Source organism: Streptomyces sp. NPDC000594 (genome assembly GCF_040299965.1).
GTDB lineage: Bacteria > Actinomycetota > Actinomycetes > Streptomycetales > Streptomycetaceae > Streptomyces.
Map to the genome: position 1 here is coordinate 1 of NZ_JBEPCY010000052.1, position 24,751 is coordinate 24,751.

Genomic DNA, 24,751 nt, shown 5'->3' on the forward strand with positions numbered 1-24,751 from the left:
GGCCCCCATCTTCGACCTCGCCGACTACGGCGTCGTCGGCGACCTCCACACCGTCCTGCCCCAGCTCACCGACGAGATCAACCACCGCAAGAACTGACCCCCGGCAGCGGAAGCCCGACAGGGGAAGCCCGACAGCGGAAGCGGCTCTTCCCCTGTCTGTCCCCCGGCGTTCCTGCCCCTGAGGGCGGGAACAGGGACCACCGGGAATCGGGGTGACCCGGCGCGGACCCTGGGCATACTCTCCCGGATGCGACAGCGGACCGTGCCGCGCGCCGGGGACCGCCCGGCGCGCGGGCGGCCAGGGGAAAGGCGAGCGAAACGATGGATGAGTACGCCGGTGGTGCACGGCTGTGGCTGCGGAACTACGCCCCGGCACCGGGGGCCGCGGTCAGGCTGGTGTGCTTTCCGCACGCCGGGGGTGCGGCCAGTGCCTACCATCCGATGGTGCAGGCACTGGCCCCCGTGGTGGATGTGACGGCGGTGCAGTATCCGGGCCGTCAGGACCGCCGGGCCGAGCCCTGTGTGGAGAACATCCCGGAGCTGGTGGAGCGGATCGTCCCGGTGCTGTCGGGGCTGGACGACGGTCGGCCGCTGGCCCTGTTCGGGCACAGCATGGGCGCGACGGTGGCCTACGAGGTGGCCCGGCGGCTGGAGGCGGCGGACGGGCCGCAGCCGGCGGTGGTGTTCCTCTCGGGGCGGCGCGCACCCCGTTACCACCAGCCCGGGCGGGTGCACCTCCAGGACGACGAGGGCATTCTGCGGGAGTTGACCCTGCTGGGCGGTTCGGCGGTGGAGGCACTGACCGATCCGGAGCTGCTGGAGCTGGTGATGCCCGCGATCCGGGGCGACTACCGCGCGGTGGAGACCTATGCGCATGTGCCGGGGGCGCCGCTGCGCTGCCCGGTGGTGGCGCTCACGGGGGACGCGGATCCCCGTGCCGAGGTGGCGGAGGTGGAGGCCTGGCGGGAGTACACGGAGGGCCCGTTCTCCTGCCATGTCTTCCCCGGCGGCCACTTCTTCCTCCAGGAGCGGGCGGACGAGGTGCACAGGACCGTGCGTGAGCGGCTGGCGGAGCCGGCGGTCCGGGGGGCGGGGGCGCGCTGAGCCGTACCGCGGCGCTCCGGGCCCGTCCCCCATCGGTGCGGGCCCGGGGCGCGGCGGGTGGCTGCCCCGGGGTCAGACCCCGAAGGCGGCGGCGTAGTGGATCACCCCGGAGGGGACCGGCCGGTCGGAGTCGAGGACCAGGGCCATCATCGCCTCGTCGGGGACGGTGAAGGGGGCCCGGATGCCCCAGCGGGAGGCGGGTTCAAAGCCGAAGCGGGGGTAGTAGTCGGCGTGGCCGAGGACCACGACCAGGCTCTCCCCCTGGTCGCGAGCCGCTTCCAGGGCGGCGCGGATGACCGCGGAGCCCGCCCCCTGCCCCTGGTGGGAGGGGAGGACCGCACAGGGGGCGAGGGCCAGGGCGGGCGCGCCGCCGGTACCGATCCGGCAGCGGGTCAGCAGGGCGTGCCCGACCAGGGTGCCGTCGGGTGCGCGGGCCACCAGGGAGAGGCCGTCGATCCAGGCATCGGGGTCGGCGCGCAGCGCGTCGACCAGATCGGCCTCGGCGGCGGTGGCGAAGGCCGCCGCGTTGAGGGCGTGGATGGCCGGGATGTCCTCGGGGGTCTCCGGACGGGTGGTCCAGACGGTCATTCGGGGTCCGTTCTGCTGTGGAGCGTTCGCCTCCGCCGGGGCGGGCCCGTCCGGGGCCGGTCAGGGCGCGGGCGGCGCCAGGACGACGGGCAGTTCCGCGAGGCCCCGGAAGGCCGGGAAGGGGACCACCAGCCATTCCGGGTCCCGGGCGGGGTCCGCGAGGGCGACATGGGGGAAGCGGTCGAAGAGGCCGGTGAGGGCGAGCTGGGTCTCCAGCCGGGCCAGTGCGGCGCCGAGGCAGTAGTGCGGGCCATGGCCGAAGCCGAGGTGGGCGCTCTGGTTGCTCAGGGGCCGCCCGATGTCGAAGGTGTCCGGTTCGTCGAACTTCCGCGGGTCGCGGTTGGCGGAGTTGAGGGCGATCTGCACCAGCGCGCCCCGGGGCACGGTGGTCCCGGCGATCTCCACGTCCTCGGCGGCGTACCGGAAGGTCGCGGTCTCCACCGAGCCGTCGTACCGCAGGACCTCGTCGACCGCCCGGGTGATCAGGTCGGGGTCCTCGGTGAGGGCCGCCCGCTGGTCCGGATGGGTGAGCAGATGGAGGACGGCGTTGCCGATGAGATAGGCGGCGGTCTTGTGGCCCGCGAACATCAGCAGAAAGGCGGTGGAGATCAGTTCGTGCTCGGTGAGCCGTCCGTTCTCGTCACGGGCGGCGATCAGGGCGCTGAGCAGGTCGTCGCTGGGGCGTTGCCGCTTCTGCTCGATCAGTTCGGCGAAGTAGGCGTGCAGGGCCTCCTCGGCCCGCTGCTGGGCCTGCTTGGACTCCTTGCTGAATCCGGTACGGGCGACCGTGGTGGACCAGGTCTGCACCTTGGGCCGGTCCTCGGGCGGCACTCCGAGGAATTCGCAGATCACGATGATCGGCAGCGGGAAGGCGAAGGCGGCCAGCAGATCGACGGGTTCACCGACCGGGCAGTCGTCCAGGAGTTCGGTGACGATCTGCTGGACATGGGGGCGCAGCGCCTCCACCCGGCGGGGGGTGAAGGCGGAGCTGACCAGCCGCCGCAGCCGGGTGTGCTTGGGCGGGTCGGCGTTGAGCATATGGTCGTCGAGGGCGACGGAGGAGTCGCCGAAGATCCTCCGGTAGGAGTCCATGGCCCCGTACATGTCCTTGCTCAGCCGGGGGTCGGCGAGGGCGGCGCGGGCGTCGTCGTAACGGGTGATCAGGTAGGTGCTGATGCCATGGGGCGGGCTCATGGGGCAGACGGGGGCGGTGTCCCTGAGGTGGCGGTAGACCGGGTAGGGGTTCCGCCGGAACTCGGGGGTGCACCGTTCGGCGGCGGCGGCCGGGTCCTCCACGCTGGTCATGGACGGCTCCTGAGGTCGAAGACAGCCTCGGCGTTGCCGCCGAGGATGAGCTGTTGGGCCGCCTTGTCGACGGGCAGCTTCTCGATCATGCGGATGAACTCCTCCAGGGGCACGGAGAGCGGCGGCGAGTCGGTGCCGAAGAGCATCCGTTCGGGGCCCAGCACCTCGGCGTTGAGGCCGAGGTGGGTGGGGTTGAAGGTGCTGGTGTCGACATACATCCGGCGCAGCGCGGCGGCCGGGTCGGCGGCGGGACCGGAACCGGGACCGGCGGAAGGTGGCCCCCCGGGCCCACCAGGCCCACCAGGCCCCCCGGACCCACCAGGGCCACCGGGGGCGGCGCCGGGTGGTCCCTGGCCCCAGTGCCGGGGCCGGGCCGCCGTCTGGAGCCGCTCCGGCAGCAGGGCCAGCGCCCCGCCGCCGGTGGCGCCGATCAGCCGCAGCCGGGGGTACTTGTCGAGCCAGCCCGCGAAGGCGATCAGCGAGAGGGCCAGCTGGAGATCGCCGAACCGGCCGATCTGTTCGACAAAGCCATGGGACTCGACCTGTTCGGTGCCGATCGGTTCGGCGGGGGCGTGCACCAGGACGGGCGCACCCGTCTCGGCGGCCAGCGCGAAGAAAGCGTCCGAGCGGGGGGAGCCGAGGAGTTCGCCATGGACGCTGGAGGTGGTGATCAGCCCGACGAACGCGGGGTCGGCCAGGGTCTCGCGCACCCCCTCCAGATGGTCGTCGTCGCCGAAGGGATTGGCGTAGACATAGCCGCGCAGCTGGTCCGGGAAGGTGCCGATGAGCCCCGACATCCAGGCGTGGAAGCCGCGCAGCCGGTCCCGGGGCTGGCGGTAGTTGTCGACGCCGGGGACCCGGGCCATCGCCCCCGCGCCGACGGGGCTGCCGATGATGGTGAGGTCGATGCCCGCACGGGCCCGTGCGTCCAGCATGCCGTCGACATCGGTCAGGCTCGGGGGCATCGGAAAGCGCTGGGCGGCCTCGGGCGGGGAGAGATGCCCGTGGATATCGATGATCATGTGTGCGTTCCCGGGGTCGGACGGGTCAGTGCGTGGACGACCGCGACGCAGTCCTCGTCACCGTGGCCCTGCTCGGTGGCGCGGACATGGGTGTCCCGGGCGGCCTCCAGCAGGGGCAGCCGCAGCCCGGCACGGTCTGCCTGCCCGGTGGCGAGCAGCAGGTCCTTGGTCATGAGGCGGAGCCGGAAGTCGGGCCGGTCGAAGCGTCCGGCGGCCAGCCGCCGGGACTTGAACGCCATGACCGGGGAGGCGAAGCCGCTGCCCGCGATGGCGTCGAGGACCAGACCCCGGTCGAGTCCGCTGGCGGCGGCGAGTTCGACGGCCTCGGCCATGGCCTGCACCTCGATCCCCATGAGGAGGTTGAGGAGGAGCTTCATCCGCATGCCGGAGCCGAGTACGCCCAGATGGACGACCTCCTTGCCGAGGAGTTCCAGCAGCGGGAGCCCGGCGGTGAAGACCTTCTCCTCGCCGCCGACGAAGAGCCTCAGCTCTCCGCTGCGGGCGTGCTCACGGTTGCCGAGCATGCCGACGTCGAGGACGGAGCCGAATCCTCCGGTGAGCCGGACGACCTCCTCGGGGGCGACGGTGCTGGCGCAGACCAGGGATCCGGGGTAGGGGCCGTCGGCGAGGATGCCATCGGGTCCGCGCAGCACGGTGGAGAGGGCGTCGCTGTCGGCGACGGCGCAGATGGCGGCGGTGGTGCCGGCGACGGCCTCGGCCGGATGCGCGGCGGCGACGGCGCCCGCGCGGGTGAGCGGTTCGGTCCGCTCGGCGGTCCGGTTCCAGACCCGTACCGGGACTCCCTGGTCGAGCAGGCGTCCGGCGAGTCCGCTGCCCATCGAGCCCAGACCGAGGACGGCGACGGTGCCCTGGTGCCGGGTCATGCCCCGGCCCCCACGGTCTCCTGGACCACACGGAAGCGGAGCGACTGGGTCTGGTCGACCCACTGCCGGAGCGGGGCGAGCAGCGCCCGGTGGTCCTCGCCCTGCTGCCAGGCGAAGAAGTGGTCGGGGGTCTCCCACTCGCTGGTGATCACCCACTGGCGGGAGTCGTCGATGGGCTCGCCCAGCCGGTCGACGATATGGCCGGGAACGCTCGCGACGGACTTCCGTATGCGGTCGTAGGCGTCCAGGAAGCCCTGCTCGCCCCCCTCGATGACATGGACCGAGTACACCACGGACAGCTTGTCGGTCTCCTGGTCGATGGGCATGGTGCGCATCTCTCCTCCTGGCGGTGACATCCGGCAGAGCATGCCTTCACGGACTCATGTCACCGAGGTGCCCGCAACTCAGACACGGCGGCGGTCCCCCGGGAGGACGGGGGCGGGCCGGTGAGCGGTGGTGCGTACGGGTGACGGGCGCGCCCGCCCGTGACGGTGACGCTCCGTCGTCACACTCCTCCCGGGACCGGGTCCGGGTCCGGGTCCGATACGGGGACCGGTACCGGGGCCGATACAGGGATCGGTACCGAGGCCGTCAGCCGGCCGTGTCCGCCGTCGGCCGCTGGGCCCGGGCGCGCAGTCGGCGCAGCATCCGGGCGTCGTCGAAACCGACTTCGCGCGCCGCCGCCTGGACCGTGCTGCCCCGCTCGGTGAGCCGGCGGGCGTGTTCGAGGCGGAGGGTCTGCTGGTAGCGCAGCGGGGTGAGACCGGTGGCGCGGGCGAAGAGGCGGGTGAGGGTGCGCTCGCTCACCCCGGTCACCGCGGCGAGCCGGGCCAGCGGCAGGGGTTCGGCGAACCGTTCGTCGATGAGGTCCTGGACCCGGTGGACGGTGTCGTCCAGATGCGCCCGGTGCCGGAGCATGGCGCTGGCCTGTGGCTCGTCCCCGTTGCGGCGGGCGAAGACGACCATCCCCCGGGCCACCCGGGCGGCGAGGGCCGGCCCATGGCGTTCGGCGAGCAGATGGAGGGCGAGGTCGATCCCGCTGGCGATCCCGGCGGCGGTCACCACCCGGTCGTCGGTGGTGAAGAGCGTGTCCTTCACCACGGTCGCCCGGGGGTGACGGGCCGCCAGCTCCTCCTGGAGGGCGTGGTGGGTGGTGCAGCGGCGGCCGTCCAGCAGCCCGGCCCTGCCGAGGACATCGGCGCCCGCGCAGACGCTGGCGACGGTGCCCCCGGCCGCATGGTGGGTGCGCAGCCGCTCCAGCTCCCCGCGGTCCACCGCCGGGGCGGACCGCAGGGAGCCGGCGGCCTGCCAGCCGGGCACGACGATCAGATCGCGGGGGCCGAGTTCCGGCCAGGTGGTGCCGGCGATCAGGGGCAGCCCCTGGGCGCTCGGCACCTCCTCGCGCGCCGCGACATAGCCGAGCCGGTAGGGCTGCCCGTACTCGGCGGCCGTACTGAAGACCTGGGCCGGTCCGGCCAGATCGAGCAGATGGACGCCGGGCAGCAGCAGAAAGACAACATGGGTCACACCGGGGATGGTGCCGCCTCCGCCGCCAGCTCCGCCACCGTGGCGATCCGGGCGAAGCGGTCCCGCAGCACCGCCTCGGTGCGCTCCACGATCGCCTCGGCGCTCAGCGGGCCGATGGGTTCGGTGGTGGTGGCGTCGGTGACGAAGACGATCCGGTAGCCGAGGTCGCTGCCGACCCGGGCGGTGGTCTCCACGCACTGTTCGGTACGGATCCCGCAGACCACCAGCTCGGTGACGCCCTCGGCGGTCAGCCGCCGCTGGAGGTCGGTGGTGGTGAACGCGTTGTGGGAGGTCTTGTGCACCACCGGCTCGTCGGGGAGGGCGGCCACCAGCCCGTCCAGGGGGCGGACATGTCCGAGGACCGGGTCGAAGACTCCCCCGCTGCCGGGCTCGGAGTGCAGCACCCACACCACCCGCTCGCCCCGGGCGCGGGCCAGCCGTACCAGCCGGTTCACCGGGTCGGCGATCCCCGGGTTGGCGATCCGCTCCCAGTCGGGGCGCGCCCGAAAGGATTCCTGGACATCGATCACTATCAGCGCTCTGCTCATGGCACCCAGTCTGACCTGGCCCGCTCGCCCGGTGGCAGACACGATCCGGGCCCGTGGCGGACGGATCCGGTCGCGGCCGGAGCCACCGGGTCCACCGGGTCCACCCGGCCGGGACGCGGGCTCAGACGAAGTTCACCCCGGCCCGGCGCAGCAGTGGGTCGTCCACCAGCCGCCACAGCGGTACGGCGTAGTTGCCGACCCCGTACCGCCCGCCGAAGTGCAGACCGATCACCCGGTGGTCCTGGAGGTCCACCACCGGGGAGCCGCTGTTGCCGCCGAGGGTGGAGCAGTCATGGGTCAGCACGGTCCGGCCGGGCAGCAGGTCGGTGACGGTACCCGGCTGGAGCCGTTTGACGTTGTAGACATCCATGAAGATCCGGCGCATGGCGGCGGGTTCATTGCGGCGCCCGTCGTAGGCGGGGTACCCCACGCAGTACACGGGCCGGCCGGTCAGCCCCTGCGGACCGTCGGCGGCCACCGGGAAGGGGGCGGGCGCCGGGCCCGGGCCGCCGGGCTCGATCCGGAGCAGGGCGAGATCCAGCTCGGGGTGGATGCCGATCACCCCGGTCACCCGGTACGCGACCCCGTCGCCGGCACCGCCCTCCCCCGGGCGGTGGTACTCCTCGGCGGGGGTGATCCGGGCGCTCATCCCCTCCTGGAAGGTCCATCCGGCGCCGCTCTCACGGGAGAACTCGGCGGCGACATGACGGTTGGTCATCACCGCCCCGGGGCCGACGACAAAGGCGGTGCCCAGCCAGTCCAGGCTGGGATGGCCGTCCACCTCGACCCGGCCCACCCGGCGGATGGACTCCCGGATCGCCTCGCGGGCGCCGTTCAGTACGGCCCAGTCGCCCTGTTGTGCGGGGAAGTCCTGGCCCTGGACGAGGATGGCGGGGCGGCCCTCCAGCAGGACGATGGCCTCCATGCCGAAGGACTCGTCCGGACCGATCTCGTCCGCACGGCCGTCGGCCAGTTTCTCCAGCCCGTCCGCGCCCGCCGCGAGGACCCGGTCGCGCTCCTCATGGGCCCGTTCCAGGACCCGTTCGGCGGGTATCTCGTCGGCGGGCAGGTCCTGGGCGGACTCGGGTGTCTCGGCGGCGAGCCGCTCCCGCACCCGCCGGGCGACGGCCCGTGGGTCGGCGAAGAGCTGCTCGGCTCCGACTGCCAGCGGTGATCCGGTCTGGGCGCCCATGTCCGCGCCTCCGTTCCGCGGGTGGCGGTGTCCGTTCACCCGTCGCTGTGGTGGTTGCTCCGGCTGTGGCCGGTGGCCCGTGGCCGGTGACTTTCGGTGCGGCGGTGGCCGGTGGCTGTGGGGCTGTTGTCGTGTCCGGCCCCGCCGCTGCCGATACCGCTGTCGCTGTCGCTGTCCCCGTGGCCTCACCCTCCGTCCCGCTGCGCCGCCGTGATCTCCTCGTGGAGCGCGGGACTGGTGGTCTCCAGATGCCGCATGATCCGGCTGATCTGGGTACCGACATTGACGAACGCGGTGGACCGGCCCTGGAAGCGCACATCCTCCACCCGCCGGGTACCCCGGTGGAGCGCCACCACCCGCCAGTCGTCGGTGAGGACCGGGGAGCCCGAGGAGCCGCCCCGGGTGTCGGTGAAGTAGCGGATGTCCTCGTCGTCGGCGGCGTAGACGAGGTTGTTGCGCAGCCCGACCCGTTTGGCCAGCCCTCCCGGGTGCTGGATGATGTTGACGGCCACGACCTCCCCGTCGGTGAGGGTCAGGGGCCGCTCGGCCAGCCGCAGCACGGGCCGCTCGGGCGGCTCGGCGAGGCGCAGCACCGCGTAGTCCAGCTCCGGGTCACCGGCGGCGAGCGCGCTGACGGTGGTCTCCGTGCCGGACCGGCCCGCCATGGCGTCGCCACCGGGGTCGTCGTCGGGGTCGTCGGTCTCGAAGTCGAACCGGACGCGGGTGTTCTGGGCCTGGAGCGCGAGATCGGCGGGGTCGGCGAGGGAGCGTTCGGCGCCCGTGCCGCCCCGGGCGTTGACCACATGGTGGTTGGTGACGAGCAGCCCGGGGGCGATCAGCCAGCCGGTGCCCGCGTGCGGGAAGCCGTTGGGCTGGAGCGGTGCGCCGTCCCGGTAGGGCGGGACCTTGAGCCGGGCGACGGCGGCACCGGCGCGGTCGCCGCCGCGCAGAAAGGCGAAGGCCACGGTGTCGTCGCGGTGGACGATCTGCTCCTTGGTCTCCCCGGTGTCCGGACCGGTTCCGATGTCGGGTTCGCCCGCCGCGCTGCGCGCCACCTCGTCCAGGGCCCGCTGGAACACATCGAGCGGGGCCGCCTCGGCGGTCTGGGCGATGGCGTTGCGCAGCCAGATCTCCAGCGGTACGGAGCCGTCGACCAGCCGTTCGACGCGGTTCATCCGCTGGAGGTCGGAGTGGACCTGGCGCCCTGGTTCGGGGAGCAGCGGGAGGGTGCCGAGGTAGCGGGGCATGAGGCCGTCGAGGAGCAGGGGGCGTACCGAGGGGTCGGTGAGCCCGCTCTCCAGGGCCGCGTCGCGGATCCGGAGGATGTCGTCCGGGGGCAGGTATCCGTTCATGGGCGTCCGGGCCGTACCAGGCCGTTCCCTTCGTCGGAGGCCGGTGTCCCGGCGGGGGCGCCGGATCCGCCGCGCACCGGGGGCGGCGACGGTGGTACGGGCGGTACGGGCGGGTCGGCCGCTACGGGCGGCACGGAAGGTCCGGGCGGTACGGGTGGGTCGGACGGGTCTGCTTCATCGGTCCCAGGGGGCCGGCGGGGCGGTGGCGCGGCCGTTCCCACCCCCATCGCGGCGGCCACGGCGGCGGCGATGGCACCGCTGTCGTCCGGTACGTCCAGCAGCCGCCGGGCGAGGGTGTCCAGGGTGCCCCGGTCCCGGGCGAGACGCAGGATGTCGCTGGTGCTGGAGGGACCCGTGCCGGCGGATGGCCCGGAGGGTCCCGCGGCCTCCCGCAACAGCGCCATCAGCGGCCCGAGCAGCGCGGGCCGGCGGGAGGCGGCGGTGCGGACCGCCGCGCCCAGGGTCTCCAGCGCCTCGTCGTCGGTGGGCAGCCCCACCACCTCCAGCGCCCGGGCGAGCGCGGCGGGGTCGCGTGCGTACACCTGGGAGGCGACGGCCCGGGTCAGCGCGGGCTGGCCGGCCAGGACCGCGTCGGGGGTACCGCGCAGCCGCTGGGCGAGCCGGGTGCCCGCGGCCGTGTCGGGCCCCGGTCCGATGGCCCGGCCCCGGTCGGCCTGGAGCCGGGCGCGGGCCAGCAGTGCGCCCATCGCCTCCAGGTCCTGGCCCAGCTCCACGGCGAGATCCTCGGCCCGGCGCAGCGCGCGGTCGGCGGCGCCGGGGTCGCCCGCCTCCTCGGCCAGCCGGGCGTCGAGCAGCAGCAGTTCCAGCAGGGTGGCGGAGCAGCCCGCGCGGTCGGCGGCCGTCACCGCTTCGGCCACGGCGGTACGGGCCTCGCCGGCGCGCCCCAGCCGGTGCAGGGTCTCGGCCAGCAGCGGATGCAGCGGGCCGCACGGGGTCCAGGGGCGGCGTTCGCCCAGCCGTTCCAGTGCGGCGTCGGCGAAGTCCTGGGTGAGCAGATCCTCCACCTCCCGGGCGGTGATGCGCTCCCAGTCCTCCTGGTCGGCGCCGGCCAGGACCGGGGGCGGGGCCTCGCCGCCGAGGCGCGCGGTGAGCAGGGCCGCCGCCCGTGGGGGCATGTCCTGGACGGCCCCCGCGAGCAGCCGCTCCACACCGGGCAGCCAGCGCTCCTCGACGGTCCGGGGGCTCTCGCCCAGCCGCAGCCGGTGGTAGATCTCCTCCGCCCGGGCCTCCAGCCCCTCCCGGGCGGCGTAGTGGGCGACGGCGCGGCGCTCCACCTCCCGCATCACCTCGGTACGGTCGCCGCCGGGCAGCCGCAGCATGATGGCGCGGACATCGCCCCGGTGCCGTACCGCGCCGGGTCCCGCGGGTTCCATCAGATCCAGCCGGGCCAGCTCGTCGTAGAGCCTGCGGGCCTCCTCGGGGGTGTCCACCCGCAGTCCGCAGGGTTCGGCCAGGACCTCCTGGACGATCTCGGGGGTGATGATCCGGAGCACCAGACCGGGGTGGGCGAGCGCCCGTGCCCCGGGGTCGGCGATGTGATGGAGGATCCGGTCGTAGAGGATGCCCTGGACCAGCATCCGGTCCACCTGGCGGAAGACGGTGGCCCGGCGCTCGGGCAGACCCCTGAGCACCTCCGCGACACCGCCCCGGCCCTCCCCTTCCGGCTGCTCCCGTGTGCCGTCGCCGCGCTGCCCGCCGTCGCCCCCCTGTTCGCCGACGCCGATACCGGCGAGGGTGGTGGCGCGGGCGGCGAGCCGCAGGCTGAGCGGATGGCCGCCGACCCGCTCGGCCAGCGCCCCGGCGACCTCGGGGTCGCTCACCCCGCAGGAGGTGAGCAGCGCGACCGAGTCCGCGCGGTCGAGTTCGGTCAGCTCGATCTCCGGGGAGCGGGGGAAGCGGCCGGGATGGTCGACCCGGGACCGCCCGGAGACCACGATCCGCAGCCGGGGGTAGCCGCTCTGGAGGGCGACACAGAGGGCCCACATCCGGCCCAGTACGGGTGAGCCCCGGTACTGGGCCTCCTCGAAGGAGTCGACCACCATCACCAGGGGGGCTCCGGTCTGCCCCGCCTCCTCGACCGCCGTCACCAGGACGGCGGCGGTGCGCCGGACGAGGTCGGTCTCGCGCGTGGTGGCGAGCGTCTGGAACTCCTTGGACGAGCCGCGCCCCAGCAGCGAGCGGGTGGTGGCGAGGGTGTGCAGCTGGGTCACCCGGTCCCGCCCCTCGCGCTGGCTGCGGGCGGTGCGGTGGCACTCCGTCACCAGGGCGTCGAAGGCGGCCCGGTGGGCGGGGTACTGGACGGCCAGCTGCCGGGCGGTCTCGGCGATCAGGGTGACGGGCTCCTGGACGGAGAGGGTGGGCCGCTCGAAGTCGACATAGGCGAAGGGGAAACCCCGGGTGCCCCCGTGGATGCCGTCCAGCAGGAAGCGGGCCAGCAGGGTGCTCTTGCCCATGCCGCCGGGGCCGTGGACGACCAGGGGCGCCACGGGCGGCATGGGCCCGGCCCCGGGTGCGCCGGGTCCGGGGGTGTCAGCCGGTGGAGCGGGGACTTCGGCCGGTGGAGCGGGGACTTCAAGCGCGGAGGCGGGGGCCGGAGCGGGGGCCGGGGGCGTCTCGGGCCCCGCCGCCGAACAGGCGTAGGCCCGCAGTGCGGCCAGCTCCCGGGCCCGGCCGCGGAAGGGATGCCGCACCAGGCGTTCCAGGGGTTGCAGCAGCCGGGCCCGCTCCAGGGCCTCCTGCACCCGGGCCGGGTCCGGCAGCCCGGGGACACCGGGGACATGGGAGAGCCAGAGCACCGCCCGCAGGATGTCGGCCAGCTCCTCGGGCCCCCGGCCGGACAGCTCCGGCGGGGTGCCGGCGAGACAGGCCAGGGCGGTCCGCTCCGGCCCGCCGGGGCGTTCGTCCTGGACCGCGCCGAGGTTGTGCTCCAGCGCGCTCCGGGCGGCGTCCGGGCCCGCGAGGGAGCGCAGGGCCGCCTCCCGTATCTCGCGCCGCAGGCTCCATACGGTCCTCTCCCGGGGGCCGATGGTGGTGCAGTCGTCCAGCAGTTCGAGGACGGCCGCCCCGGTGGGGTGCTCCTCGCCGGGGAGCCGCAGCAGGGTGGGGTCGAAGTGGGTGAGCAGACAGGCGGCCTCGCGGTAGCCCCGCCGGGCCGCGCCGGGCCCTTCGGTGTCCGGGGCGGCGGGGAGCAGCTCGGCGCGGAGCCGTTCGGCGAACTCCCGTACCGCGTCGGCGTGCGGGTCAGAGTGTGTGGTAGACACGGATCGCCCCCTCGGCCGCGGTGCAGACCCGGCGCATGTAGCCCTCCTGGCCGCTGTCCTCGCCGGTGGCGCGGAGCACTTCGCGTACGGCGGTGTCGACCAGGGCGGTGAGGGTGGACTCCTCGGGCTGCCGGGGGTCGAGGAAGGGCGGCGGCCTTTCGTGGAAGTACTGGTCGAAGAAGGCGCGCAGTTCGGCCGCTCCGGCCGGGCGGGCGGTGTCCCGGCAGAGGCTGCCCCGCAGGTCGTACGGGAGCTGGCGCAGGGCGGGGCCATAGCCGAGGAGGACGAGCCGGGGTGCCTGTCCGGCGTTGACGGCGGTGTGTTCGTAGACGGCGAGGGCGAGCTGGCCGATGCAGTCCCAGACGTCGGAGCCGGGGTCGAGGCGGTCGCACTCGTCGATGACGAGCCAGAACCGGTCGTCGGCGGCGGTCGCACGGCTCACGACCCAGTGCACGGCGTCCTCGGTCGAGGAGAGCGGGTCATTGAGTCCGGTGGGGTCGAAGGGGGCGGTGGTGCCGGGCTCGGCGACAAAGGCCGCGAGCCGGCGGATGACGCGTTCGGCGGTGGAGGTCCGGGAGAGGGTGACCCGCGCGGGCCGGAAGCCCTGGTGCTGGCCGATGTGGCGGATCAGGTTGTAGGTGTACGAGCGCCCGCTGCCGGGGTCGCCGTCGACGAGCAGGACGCTCTTCTCGGGGTCGTCCACGAAGGACCGCAGGGTCTCCCGCAGCTCCCTGCGGTCGATGAACACCTCGGTGCCGTTCTTCAGGACGCAGGTCCGGAAGGTGTCCTGGGAGGTGTGGGCGCGATGGTCCTCACGGAGCCTGCCCTGGAACTCGCGGGCCTTGGCGATGTCCGGCAGCACGGCCAGCCGGTCGACCGAGGAGAGGGTGTCGATGAGCCGCAGCTGACGGTCGATGTCCCTGCGGGACGCCCGGACCAGGGCGCGGGCGTTGTCGGTGCTGACGGCGGTGAGCCGGAGCGCGCCCACGAAGTCGGCCGGGAATCCGTACTCCACCAGCCGGCCATGGGGATCGACGGTGTCCAGCAGGTACTCCCGTGCCCAGAGTGTGACGAGATCCCACTCCGTTTCGGCCAATGGCATGGCATTCCTACCCATCCGGCCCCGGGACATCCGGATCAGCTGCTCACGTACAAGATTTTCCCACCCCGTGCCAGGGGTCGCAACGTCACCGCGGCGGGGCGCCGCCGGGGTCCGGGCCGGTGACCAGGGGGTGCAGCAGTGCCCGGACCCGTGGGGCGCGCAGATAGCCGGCGATGCCGTGGTGGTTGCGGCTGGCATTGGCGACCAGCAGATCGGTGATCCGGCCCACGGGCGGGAAGACCGGGCCGAGGAGGTGGCCGAGGGCCACCGGGTCCCGCAGGTCGCAGACGTTGTGCCAGGACCGGACCCCGGGTGGGACGGCGGGCGGGGCGAGCAGCTGGTCCCTGATCTCGGCGACCGCCAGCGGTGAGCCGGCGGTGAGGAAGAGGGCCACGTCCTGGCCGCGCTCGACCAGCGCCTCATAGGCGATCACGGAGCCGAGGCTGTGGCCGATCACCACACCCCGGTCGGCGTCGAGCCCGTCGAGCGCCGCGGCCGCGATCCGCCGCATGGCCGGTCCGTCGCCGCCGAAGAAGTAGGCGTAGACCTCGGTGAAGGTGTGTTTGACCAGGGCGCGGAAGACCGGCCGGCGCACGGCGGGCGGCAGCGGCAGCACCTCGTCCCCCGAGGCGTCCAGGGGATCCAGGGAGTTCAGAGGATCCGGGGGATCCAGGGGGCTCAGGGGGTCCGGCCGATCCAGGGCACCCGGCCGATCCAGGGGGCTCATCGCGGTGTCCCCGGCGGGGTCCTCGGTGTCCGCCACCGCGTCCGCGAGATGGGTCATCCGGCGCAGCCAGTCCTCCAGGGCCCAGGGCGTCCCGCGCGGCCGCGGCGCGGCCGGTGACTCGGCCTCCGGTCCGGGCCCGGCGGCGCCCGCCCCGGCGAGGGTACGGGCGATGAAATCCTCGGGCGGCTCACCGGGTTCCCCGGGCGGCTCACCACCGGCCGCCCCCGGGATCTGTTCGGCGAAGGGGTCCCCCGCCCCCGGCCCGCCAGCCGTCTCCGGCAGCGGCCGGGCGTGCCGGACCCCGGCCCAGTAGGCCATGCGCGACACGGCCCCCAGCTCATGGCCGAAGAGGGCCCGGTCCCACTGGGACTTGAGCGGCTCCGGACCGACCTTGTTGCCGATGCCGTGCACATAGACGATCCGGGCGGCTCCCGAGGAGCGCATGCGTGCCTCCCGACACCGCGGGGACGCCGGTCGCCCTCAGTATCGACCGCCGCCCTCCCGGGCGCCATTCGGGTCCGGTGGCCGGGCCCGGTGGGTCAGCGGCTCCCGAAGGAGATGTCGTCGTACGACTCCAGCCGCCGCCAGCGCAGATCCGGGTCGCGGACCCGGGGCATCAAATCCGCGGCGGGCAGCGGCCCCAGCTCCAGGCCGGTGAGGTCGGCGATGTCCTCGACCGGCACCTGGAAGGTCCGGAAGGCGCCCAGCGGGGGCGGCTCCCCGGGCCGGGACCCGGCGAAGGCCCGGTCGGGCGCACGGCTGAGATCGGGGCTCTGGTCGAGGATGTACGCGGTCGCGGCCAGCGCCCCGCCCTGGAGGAAGCCGGCCACCTTCCAGAAGCGCAGCGGCACCTGGATGCCCCGGTAGGGCGGGTCGGACTCGTGCAGCACCGGCCCGGTGAGGACGACCAGCTTGCGGTCGTGCAGCGCCGCATGGTCGAGCAGATGGTTCTCCAGCCCCTGCCAGAGCTGTTTGCCCTGGTTGAAGAGGTCCATCTGGGGTGCGGCATTGGTGAAGTGGAAGGTGTCGTCGTTGGCCTGCTCGGCTTCCGGCCGGCCGCCCCAGACCGGGTCGAGCCGGCGCACCAGATGGCCCCGGTCGAGCCGGTTGTCGGCGTAGATCTCGTCCCCGGCCTGGGAGCCGCGGGGCACCCGGCGGTCGATCCGCCAGTTGTCCCCGCGGGGCACGTCCGCCAGCAGCCGGGCGCCGTCGATGCAGACGGCGGTGGCGGTGGCCAGCCGCCGGTCCGGCCGGAGCACCACGGTGAAGTGGGTGTACGGCAGGACCACCGTCGGGACATCGGGGTCCCGGGGCATCGGCAGGGGGACGCGCGGCCCGAGGAAGGTGGCGTCGTATCCCCGCCTGGCGAGGTCCGCCAGGTCCGCCGGTTCCGCGGGCGCCTCGGAGGAGGGGGAGGCGGCGGAGAGAGCGGCGGAGGAAGGATCCGATGGGGTCATGACCGGCCCTGTACCACCCGGCGGGCCGCTCCCATCGCGGGCGCCGGGGACACCACTCCACCGGCTCTGCGGGACCATCCCCCGGAACGGGCCCGTTCGGGCGGATGGTCCCGGTGCCCGGTTGGGCGGCGCGGACCCATGGAAGCCATCGGTTCGGGGCCCGTTCCCGGCCAGGGGTACGGGCACCCGCGCCAGCCGTCCCCGTACCAGCCCCTGGAGTCCCCATGGCCACCGGCCGTTCCCTGCATCTCGGGCTCAACAGCGTCGACCCCGCCCGCTACGGCGGCTGGGACGGCCGCCTGCTGGCCTGTGAGAACGACGCCCGCGACATGGAGCGGCTGGCCCGGGGGGCGGGCTTCGAGACCAAGGTGCTGCTGACGCCCGAGTGCACCGTCGAGAACGTCGTCACCGAGCTGGGGCGGGTGGTGCGGCGCTCGGCCCCGGGCGACATCGTCCTCCTCACCTACTCGGGCCACGGCGGACAGGTGCCCGACCTGGACGAGGACGAGTCGGACCGGCTGGACGAGACCCTGGTCCTGTACGACCGCGAGTTCCTCGACGACGAGGTGCGCCGGGAGCTGGCCCACGCCGCGGACGGGGTACGGATCCTCGTCTTCCTGGACTGCTGTCACAGCGGTACCGCCGTGGAGCTGCCGGTGGGGGCGGCGGAAGGCGGCGGTTTCGCACCCCGGATGATGCCCCCGGACCGGCAGCGGGAGATCTTCGAGCGGGACCGTGAGCTGTACCGGGACATCCAGCGGAGCCTGGCCGAGGACGGCGGGGCCGCGGAGGCGGACGTTCTGCTGATCTCCGCCTGCCAGGACCATCAGGTCGCCGCCGACGGCCCGGTCAACGGCCGATTCACCGAGACCCTGCTGGAGGTCTGGGGCGGTGGCTACGACACGGGCGGCTACCGCGCCTTCCACCAGGACATCCTGCGGCGGATGCCCCGGGACCAGAGCCCCAACCTCCATCTCTCGGGGCAGGTCGCCGGGGACTTCCTCGACCAGCGCCCCTTCACGGTCTGACACCGCTCGGGACCGCCGGGAAACCGTCCCCGCGACGGGCCGGGCGCCGCCCGCGCGCATCGGCGGGCCCGACGGAGCGCGCGGGCGGCGCACATCGGGTCAGGCCCGGAATATTGCCTGCGTATTGCGGCAGTGTGGAGATACCCGTCGCAGCGTTCCATGTTCGATTTTTCGGTCGTTACCGTGCTGGACGGCACCGTCCCTGACGGTCCGGAGGCGCTCCTGCCGAGCGCTGCCCCGGACCGGACGCGGAGGTCGCTCCCGCTCATCCGACGCCTGTCGGCCGCCCGGCCACCCCGCCGGGCGCACCGGCCCGCCGTCGGGCCCGTCACGCCCGAAGGAAGCGCCCATGAACCAGCCCATCGACGAGGTGGCCGCCGGTCACACCCCCGACGAGTCCGCCGCCACCCCCGCACCGGGCTGGTCGTTCGAGACCCGGCAACTCCACTCCGGCGCCGCGCCCGACCCCGCCACCGGGGCCCGTGCGGTGCCCATCTACCAGACCACGTCCTTTGTCTTCCGGGACACCCAGCACGCGGCCGACCTCTTCTCGCTGGCCGAGGCGGGCCATATCTACACCCGTATCCACAACCCCACCACCGATGTCCTGGAACAGCGGGTCGCCGCGCTGGAGCAGGGCGCCGCCGCGGTCGCGGTCAGCTCCGGGCAGGCGGCGGAGACCCTGGCCATCCTCACCCTGGCGGGTGCGGGGGACCACATCGTCTCCAGTACCTCCCTCTACGGCGGTACCTACAACCTCTTCCGCCACACCCTGCCGAGGCTCGGTATCGAGGTCTCCTTCGTCGACGACCCGGACGACGCGGAGGCCTGGCGGGCCGCGATCCGCCCCACGACCAAGGCGCTCTTCGCGGAGACGCTGGGCAATCCGCGCGGCAATGTGCTCGACATCCGGGCGGTGGCCGATGTCGCGCACGCCGAGGGCGTCCCCCTGATCGTGGACAACACGGTGCCCACCCCGTATCTGCTGCGCCCGATCGAGCACGGCGCGGACATCGTGGTGCACTCGGCCACCAAGTTCCTGGGCGGGCACGGCACCACCATCGGCGGTGTGGTGGTGGACGCCGGCACCTTCGACTTCGGCGCGCACGCCGACCGCTTCCCCGAGTTCAACGAGCCCGACCCCAGCTATCACGGGCTGCGGTACTGGCCGGACCTCGGCGCGGGCGCCTTCGCCGTCAAGCTCCGGGTGCAGCTGCTGCGGGACCTCGGCCCGGCCCTCGCCCCGCACTCGGCCTTCCTGCTGCTCCAGGGGATCGAGACGCTCAGCCTCCGGCTGGAGCGGCACTCGGCCAACGCCCAGGCCCTGGCCGAATGGCTGAGCGAGCGCGAGGAGGTGTCGGCCGTGCACTACCCGGGGCTGCCGGGGAACCGCTGGTACGAGGCGGCGCGCCGCTATCTGCCGCGCGGGGCGGGCGCGGTGCTCTCCTTCGAGCTGCGGGACGGGGTCGAGGCGGGGAAGCGGTTCGTGGACGGGGTGGAGCTGTTCAGCCATCTCGCCAACATCGGCGATGTCCGCAGTCTGATCATCCACCCGGCCTCCACCACCCACAGCCAGCTCACCCCGGAGCAGCTGGCGGCGACCGGCACCACGCCCGGACTGGTCCGGCTCTCGGTGGGCATCGAGAACCTCGCCGATCTCAAGGCCGATCTGGAGGCGGGTTTCCGGGCCGCGAAGAGCGCCACCCTGACGGCGGGGGGCACGGCGGGGGGCACGGCGGGGAGCCCGTCCTGAGCACCGTGACCGGCGCGCGGGACACCGCCGCCGCGCCGCCGCCCGCCTCCGGGGGCTGGCAGGAGGGGGACCCGGCCGGCGCGCGCCGCTGGGCCCTGCTGCCGGAGCCCCTGCCCCTGGAGGCGGGCGGCGCCCTCCCGGGCGTGCGGATCGCGTACGAGAGCTGGGGGCGGCTCGCCCCGGACGGCTCCAACGCGGTCCTGGTGCTGCACGCGCTGACCGGGGACAGCCATGCCGCCGGGCCCGCCGGGCCCGGTCATCCGACCCCCGGCTGGTGGGACGGGCTGATCGGGCCGGGGCGGGCGCTCGACACCGACCGGTGGTTCGTGGTGGCCCCCAATGTGCTGGGCGGCTGCCAGGGCAGTACGGGTCCCTCCTCGCTCCGTGACCCGGGCGGTTCCCCGGCGGGCTCCGGCGGTCTCCGCTGGGGCGGCTCGTTCCCGTTTCTGACCACCCGTGACCAGGTCGCCGCCGAGGCCCGCTGGGCGGATCTGCTGGGCATCGGGCGATGGGCGCTGGTCGTGGGCGGTTCGATGGGCGGGATGCGGGCGCTGGAGTGGGCGGTGGGCCGGCCGGACCGCTGTGCCGCGCTGCTGGTGCTCGCGAGTACGGCGGCGGCCAGCGCGGAGCAGATCGCCTGGGCCGGGGTCCAGCTGCACGCGATCCGTGCGGATCCCGGCTGGCGGGGCGGCGACTACCACCGGGCGGATCCGGGGGCGGGGCCGCACCGGGGGCTGGGCGTCGCCCGGCGGCTCGCCCATGTCACCTATCGCAGCGAGGCCGAACTGGCGTCCCGTTTCGGCCGGGAGCCCCAGGAGGCCGAGCACCCCTGGCACGGGGGCCGCTATCAGGTGGAGTCCTATCTGGACCACCATGCCGGCAAGCTGGCCCGCCGCTTCGACGCGGGCAGCTATGTGGTGCTGACCGAGGCCATGAACAGCCATGACATCGGCCGGGGACGGGGTGGCGCGCGGTCGGCGCTGCGCCGGGTGCGCGCCCGGACACTGATCGCCGGGGTCGACTCCGACCGGCTCTACCCCCTGGCCCAGCAGCGGCTGCTGGCCGACGCCGTGCCCGGGGCGGACGGACTGCGGGTGATCGAGTCCCCGTACGGGCACGACGGTTTCCTCATCGAGACGGAACAGGTCGCCCCGCTGGTACGGGAGGTGCTCGCCTGACGGAACGTCAACCTCCCGACCCGGACCGCCCCGTGCGCCGACGCACGGGGCGGTTCCGCGTCCGCCCGCGCACACCCGCGTCCAGCAGGAACAACACGGGGCCAAACAGCGCTGTCACGGATCAGGTCAGCCAAAACACACCAACACCATAGGAAACATCCCCCGGGGCCGGTTCGGGCAGGGCCCCGGGCGGGAATGATGATCAAGAACAGTCCGACGACCGACAACGACTGAGCACCACCCGGAACGAAGGAGCACCGCCCATGGCGACACCACTGTCCGCCGACAGACTTGTCGAAGTCCTGCGGAACGAAGGTCTGCGCGTGGTCGAGCACCGGAGCTGGCGCACACATAACCGTAACCACAAGGGCCCCTGGGGCCCCGTCCACGGAGTGATGATCCATCACACCGTCACCTCCGGCACCGCCAGCTCCGTCGAACTCTGTTACAACGGCTACACCGCCCTGCCCGGCCCCCTCTGTCACGGGGTGATAGCGAAGGACGGATCGGTCCATCTCGTCGGCAACGGCCGCGCCAATCACGCCGGCCTGGGCGACGGCGCGGTGCTGCGCGCGGTGATCGGCGAGACCCCCCTGCCGGTGGACAACGCGGCGGACACCGATGGCAATCGCTATTTCTATGGATTCGAGTGCGTCAATCTGGGCGACGGCCAGGACCCCTGGCCCGAGGTGCAGCTGGAGGCGATCGAGCGGGTCTCCGCCGCGATCTGCCGGGCCCATGACTGGAGCCAGCGCTCGGTGATCGGGCACAAGGAGTGGCAGCCGGGGAAAATCGACCCCCGGGGCTTCACCATGGACGCGCTGCGCACCCGGATCGCGGAGCGTCTCGCCGGGGACTCGGAGGGTCCGGTCAAGCCGCCCACCAAACCCCCGACCAAGCCCCCCACCAAGCCGAAGCCCAAGCCCAAGCCGCCGGTGTCGTACGAGCCCTTCCCCGGCGCCGCCTTCTTCGCCCCGGGGCGGCGCAGCGCCATCGTCACCGCCATGGGCAAGCGGCTGGTGGCCGAGGGCTGTGGCCGGTACGCGGTCGGCCCCGGTCCGACCTGGAGCGACGCCGACCGGAAGTCGTACGCGGCCTGGCAGCGCAAGCTCGGCTACACGGGCCAGGCGGCCGACGGCATCCCGGGCAGGGCGAGCTGGGAGAAGCTGAAGGTGCCCAACGTCCGATGACGGCGGACATCTGTCCGGTCCGGGTCCGGCGGTGCGAGGTTGGCCGGATCCGGACCACGGGCCTCCCCCGTACGGGCGGTACGGCTACGCGGGCCAGGGGGATTCCTGGATGACCCGGACGAAGTCGCCCCGCTGGAAGCCGGGGACGAAGTGCTCCAGGACATCGGCCTTGACATTGCCGAAGGTGGTCTCCGGCTTCGGGGCGATGCCCTCGGTGAAAGCGGCCAGAATGCGGCGTTTGAAGTCGGGCCGGGGGTGCAGGGCGGTGATCTCCGCCCGGTCGGCCGCGCTGACCTCCTCGTAGCCGATGCCCAGCACGTCGTACTCGACTCCCGCGGTGACCAGCGCGATCTCCGGTTCCATGTACTCCGGGACACCCGGGGTGGTGTGGAGCGCGATGGCCGTCCAGACGCGGCGCACCGCGTCCTCGGGGACCTCGCGGGCGCGGAGGAAGGCGGCGGCCTCCTCGGCGCCGTCGATCTCGAAGCGGCGGCCGCTGTCCCGGTGCTTCTCGCCGAGGCCGAGGTCGTGGAAGAGGGCGCCGACATAGAGGAGTTCCGGGTCGAAGCCGAGATCCCGGCGGCGGCCCGCGAGGCTGCCGAAGAAGTAGACCCGGCGGGAGTGGTGGTAGATCAGCTCACTGGTGGTGTCCCGGACCAGTTCGGTGGCCTCCCGGACGAGCGCGCTGTCCGGTACGGCCACTCCGGCGGGACCCGCTGTATCGGGCATGTCCTGCTCCTTGTCGTCGTCGGGCTGTCGTCGGAGACTCCGACGGTAGGGGCCTGGCCGGTCCGGCGCCCGGTAGCCGGTGGCGGGATTCACCCGGGCGCCCGGTGGACGGACGCACCCGGGGGCCGGGGCGCACGCTTCAGCCCGGCGCCCGGTGGACCCGCAGGGCGAGCTGGCCGGGGCGCCAGCCGCCGCGTTCCACCACCTCCACGGTGTAGCCGGACTCCCGCAGCGCCGCCGCCACCGCCTCCAGCCGCTCCCGGCGGTGCTCCGCCGCACCGGGCGGGTCGTCCCGGCCGAACCTCCAGCGGAAGGCCGCCGCCGGGAAGTGGGTGACCTCGACACAGAGGGCCGCACCCGCCGGCCAGGTGTCGGGCGGGGTCGCCTCCACTGTGCAGAACTCGCCCGGCCGGCTCCCCGGACGCCGGTCCTGAGGGGTGGTCAGCCCCGCCCGCGCCAGCCGCTCGGCCACTTCGCCCGCCCCGGTGTAGTACCCGGACCCGCCGGGCACGGCTGTTCCGGCCGGTCCCGGGCGCCGCCCCTCGACGGGCCGCAGGGGAGAAACGTTTGCCGCTGGGTTCGGGTCGTGCGTGGCCATCCCTCATGGTGCCCATGGACCGACGACCCGTCCGCCGTTTTCCGGACAGCTCCCGGCCCGCTGTCCGGAAAGCGGTGGACACCGCCCGCTCCCCGCCCGGCAGTGCGGACCTCCGGGGATATTCCATGGAAAATACAGCGGAATCCGAGCATCCCATGGAAAAGTGTCCGGAGCGCGGAAGGGTTCCACCCGGAGACCGCGCCGCGGCCACAGCATCGGAGAGCAGCGCGCCGGGTGTCCGCCCGACGGTCCGGCCAGCGTCCGGGCAGAAGGTCCGGCCCGGCCCGCCGAGGGCCCGGGGCAGGATTTTCGGGACGGATTCCCGTGCGGGTGAACCGGCGCGCCGGGACGGCCCGTGCCACAGGGCAGAGCGGCCGTCCGCGCTCCCCTCGCACCCCTGACCGCGTGGACCAGCCGTGCTCGCGCGCGTCGGCGCCGAGCCCCACCACGGAGGGCACCCTTGCGTATTCTGCTGATCGCCAGCGCCTTCAACAGCCTCACCCAGCGGGTCCACACCCTGCTGCGGGACGAGGACCACACGGTCGCCGTGCATCTCGTCCGCGGCGACGACCCCCTGCGGGAGGCGGTCCAGGAGACGGACCCCGACCTGATCATCGCCCCGATGCTCACCGCGAAGGTCCCCGACGACATCTGGTCCACCCGTACCGTACTGATCGTGCATCCCGGCCCCAAGGGCGACCGGGGCCCCTCCTCGCTCGACTGGGCGATCCAGGAGGGCGCCACGGAGTGGGGGGTGACGGTCCTCCAGGCGGACGCCGAGATGGACGCCGGGGACATCTGGGCCTGTGTGCCGTTCCGGGTGGCCCCCTGCGGCAAGAGCGAGCTGTACCGGGGCGAGTGCGCCGACGCGGCCGTCCGGGCGGTCCTGCTGGCGGTGGAACGGTTCGCCTCCGGCACCTACGTCCCCGAGCCGCTCGACTGCACCGCCCCCGATGTGCGCGGCAGCCTGCGGCCCGCGCTCCGCCAGGACGGCCGCCGGATCGACTGGCACGGCGACGACACCGCCACGGTGGTGCGCAAACTGCGCGCGGCCGACTCCCGCCCGGGGGTCCTGGACGAGCTGTACGGCATGGAGCTCTTTCTGCACGGCGGGCATCCCGAGGACGAGCTGCGGGGCGCGCCCGGTGCGGTGCTCGCCACCCGGGACGGGGCCATCTGCCGGGCCACCGTGGACGGCGCGGTGTGGATCCCGCAGCTGCGGCGGCGGCGCGCCCCCGGCGGTCCGGTCTGTCTGAAGCTGGCCGCGACCGAGGTGCTCGGAGAGCTGCTGGCGGGGGTGGCGGAGATCGGCGCGGACCCGGTGGCGGCGGCGGACCGCGAGACCTGGGCCGAGATCCGCTACCGGGAGCTGGGCCGGGCCGGCTTCCTGGAGTTCTCCTTCCCCGGCGGGGCGATGGATACCGGACGGTGCCGGCGGCTGCTCGCCGCCTACCGGGAGGCCCTGGCCCGACCCACCTCGGTGCTGGTGCTCGGGCCGCGCCGGGACTTCTTCTCCAACGGCATCCATCTGGGGGTCATCGAGGCGGCGGCGGACCCGGGCGGCGAGTCCTGGGAGAACATCAACGCCATGGACGACCTGGTCCATGCCGTGCTCTCCACCACCGACCGGCTGACGATCGCCGCGCTCCCCGGCAACGCGGCGGCGGGCGGTCTGATGCTGGCGCTCGCCGCCGACGAGGTGTGGTGCCGTGAGGGGGCGGTGCTCAATCCGCACTACCGGCTGATGGGTCTGTACGGTTCGGAGTACTGGACCTACACCCTGCCGCGCCGGGTGGGCGCCGCCGAGGCGGAGCGGCTGACCTCCCGCACCCTGCCGGTGAGCGCGCCGTACGCGGTGGAGCTGGGGCTGATCGACGAGGTGGTCCCCGGCGGTCAGGACGAGTTCCGGGCCGAGATCGAGCTGCGGGCCGCGGGGCTGGCCGGTTCGGCGGAGCTGGCGGATCGGATCGCCCTGAAGCGGGCCGGGCGGGAGCGCGCGGAGGCCGAACGGCCGCTGGACGCGTACCGCCTGGACGAGCTGGGGCGGATGCGGCGGAACTTCTTCGGGGAGGGCGAGCCGTATCACGAGCTGCGCCGGGAGTTCGTCCACGGGGTACGGCCGAGCGGCACCCCCGCGCATCTGACGGAGTGGGTCCCGGCCGAAGGCTGACCCGGCGCCCCGGTCA

At 73.8% G+C, this 24,751-nt stretch carries 21 protein-coding genes and 1 pseudogene; 7 read left to right on the forward strand and 15 right to left on the reverse strand.

Annotated features, from left to right (window positions below):
- Together ABT354_RS36120 and ABT354_RS36125 are read left to right on the forward strand one after the other, a co-directional pair.
- A pseudogene (locus ABT354_RS36120) lies at positions 1–97 on the forward strand (electron transfer flavoprotein subunit alpha/FixB family protein); the annotation flags it as partial.
- Positions 98–321: 224 nt separating this feature from the next.
- Entirely contained in the window at positions 322–1,104 is a 783-nt protein-coding gene (locus tag ABT354_RS36125) for a thioesterase II family protein (RefSeq protein WP_351501895.1), read from the forward strand.
- Positions 1,105–1,176: 72 nt separating this feature from the next.
- Here the strand turns inward: ABT354_RS36125 and ABT354_RS36130 are convergent, their stop codons facing one another.
- The 13 genes from ABT354_RS36130 to ABT354_RS36190 form a co-directional block, all read right to left on the reverse strand.
- Positions 1,177–1,692 (reverse strand): GNAT family N-acetyltransferase, encoded by a 516-nt coding sequence (locus tag ABT354_RS36130; protein ID WP_351501897.1) that lies wholly within the window; start codon positions 1,690–1,692, stop codon positions 1,177–1,179.
- A gap of 60 nt (positions 1,693–1,752) precedes the next feature.
- Positions 1,753–2,997, reverse strand: a complete 1,245-nt coding sequence (locus ABT354_RS36135; protein WP_351501900.1) for a cytochrome P450 family protein — start codon at positions 2,995–2,997, stop codon at positions 1,753–1,755.
- Positions 2,994–4,019 carry an amidohydrolase family protein gene (locus tag ABT354_RS36140; RefSeq protein WP_351501902.1) on the reverse strand — a complete coding sequence of 342 codons (1,026 nt, stop codon included), beginning with the start codon at positions 4,017–4,019 and terminating at the stop codon, positions 2,994–2,996. The genes ABT354_RS36135 and ABT354_RS36140 overlap by 4 nt, the downstream gene beginning before the upstream one ends.
- On the reverse strand, positions 4,016–4,903 hold the full coding sequence (locus ABT354_RS36145; RefSeq protein ID WP_351501904.1) for an NAD(P)-dependent oxidoreductase: 888 nt from the start codon (positions 4,901–4,903) through the stop codon (positions 4,016–4,018). Before ABT354_RS36145 ends, ABT354_RS36140 begins: the two co-directional genes overlap by 4 nt.
- Complete coding sequence (locus ABT354_RS36150) at positions 4,900–5,238, reverse strand: antibiotic biosynthesis monooxygenase family protein (RefSeq protein ID WP_351501906.1); 339 nt, start codon at positions 5,236–5,238, stop codon at positions 4,900–4,902. The genes ABT354_RS36145 and ABT354_RS36150 overlap by 4 nt, the downstream gene beginning before the upstream one ends.
- Positions 5,239–5,494: 256 nt before the next feature.
- Complete coding sequence (locus tag ABT354_RS36155; RefSeq protein WP_351501908.1) at positions 5,495–6,430, reverse strand: GlxA family transcriptional regulator; 936 nt, start codon at positions 6,428–6,430, stop codon at positions 5,495–5,497.
- Positions 6,427–6,978, reverse strand: coding sequence for a cysteine hydrolase family protein (locus tag ABT354_RS36160; RefSeq protein WP_351501910.1), 552 nt, complete (start codon positions 6,976–6,978; stop codon positions 6,427–6,429). Before ABT354_RS36160 ends, ABT354_RS36155 begins: the two co-directional genes overlap by 4 nt.
- A 121-nt stretch (positions 6,979–7,099) precedes the next feature.
- Positions 7,100–8,170, reverse strand: a complete 1,071-nt coding sequence (locus tag ABT354_RS36165; RefSeq protein ID WP_351501912.1) for a trypsin-like serine peptidase — start codon at positions 8,168–8,170, stop codon at positions 7,100–7,102.
- Positions 8,171–8,355: 185 nt separating this feature from the next.
- Complete coding sequence (locus ABT354_RS36170) at positions 8,356–9,522, reverse strand: trypsin-like peptidase domain-containing protein (RefSeq protein WP_351501914.1); 1,167 nt, start codon at positions 9,520–9,522, stop codon at positions 8,356–8,358.
- A complete protein-coding gene (locus tag ABT354_RS36175) occupies positions 9,519–12,803 on the reverse strand; it encodes an ATP-binding protein (protein ID WP_351501916.1) in 3,285 nt (1,094 codons plus the stop codon). Before ABT354_RS36175 ends, ABT354_RS36170 begins: the two co-directional genes overlap by 4 nt.
- On the reverse strand, positions 12,784–13,905 hold the full coding sequence (locus ABT354_RS36180; RefSeq protein ID WP_351501918.1) for a P-loop NTPase family protein: 1,122 nt from the start codon (positions 13,903–13,905) through the stop codon (positions 12,784–12,786). Before ABT354_RS36180 ends, ABT354_RS36175 begins: the two co-directional genes overlap by 20 nt.
- 85 nt (positions 13,906–13,990) lie before the next feature.
- Complete coding sequence (locus ABT354_RS36185; protein WP_351501920.1) at positions 13,991–15,076, reverse strand: hypothetical protein; 1,086 nt, start codon at positions 15,074–15,076, stop codon at positions 13,991–13,993.
- 95 nt (positions 15,077–15,171) lie between these two features.
- Positions 15,172–16,089, reverse strand: a complete 918-nt coding sequence (locus ABT354_RS36190; RefSeq protein ID WP_351501922.1) for a DNA/RNA non-specific endonuclease — start codon at positions 16,087–16,089, stop codon at positions 15,172–15,174.
- Positions 16,090–16,313: 224 nt separating this feature from the next.
- Between ABT354_RS36190 and ABT354_RS36195 the strand changes: the two genes are divergently transcribed.
- The 4 genes from ABT354_RS36195 (at position 16,314) to ABT354_RS36210 (ending at position 21,238) form a co-directional block, all read left to right on the forward strand.
- The gene (locus tag ABT354_RS36195; protein ID WP_351501925.1) at positions 16,314–17,117 is read left to right on the forward strand and encodes a caspase family protein; all 804 of its coding nucleotides are present in this window, start codon (positions 16,314–16,316) and stop codon (positions 17,115–17,117) included.
- A 349-nt stretch (positions 17,118–17,466) separates the two neighbouring features.
- The gene (locus tag ABT354_RS36200; protein WP_351501927.1) at positions 17,467–18,870 is read left to right on the forward strand and encodes a bifunctional o-acetylhomoserine/o-acetylserine sulfhydrylase; all 1,404 of its coding nucleotides are present in this window, start codon (positions 17,467–17,469) and stop codon (positions 18,868–18,870) included.
- A gap of 5 nt (positions 18,871–18,875) precedes the next feature.
- Positions 18,876–20,048: a homoserine O-acetyltransferase MetX gene (metX, locus tag ABT354_RS36205; protein ID WP_351501929.1), complete on the forward strand. Its 1,173-nt coding sequence runs from the start codon at positions 18,876–18,878 to the stop codon at positions 20,046–20,048.
- Positions 20,049–20,311: 263 nt separating this feature from the next.
- Positions 20,312–21,238: a peptidoglycan-binding protein gene (locus ABT354_RS36210; RefSeq protein WP_351501932.1), complete on the forward strand. Its 927-nt coding sequence runs from the start codon at positions 20,312–20,314 to the stop codon at positions 21,236–21,238.
- An 84-nt stretch (positions 21,239–21,322) separates the two neighbouring features.
- Here the strand turns inward: ABT354_RS36210 and ABT354_RS36215 are convergent, their stop codons facing one another.
- Entirely contained in the window at positions 21,323–21,967 is a 645-nt protein-coding gene (locus ABT354_RS36215) for an HD domain-containing protein (protein ID WP_351501934.1), read from the reverse strand.
- Between the two features lie 139 nt (positions 21,968–22,106).
- Complete coding sequence (locus tag ABT354_RS36220; RefSeq protein WP_351501936.1) at positions 22,107–22,478, reverse strand: hypothetical protein; 372 nt, start codon at positions 22,476–22,478, stop codon at positions 22,107–22,109.
- A 547-nt stretch (positions 22,479–23,025) separates the two neighbouring features.
- Between ABT354_RS36220 and ABT354_RS36225 the strand changes: the two genes are divergently transcribed.
- A complete protein-coding gene (locus ABT354_RS36225; RefSeq protein WP_351501938.1) occupies positions 23,026–24,735 on the forward strand; it encodes a hydrogenase maturation protein in 1,710 nt (569 codons plus the stop codon).
- Positions 24,736–24,751: the final 16 nt, after the last annotated feature.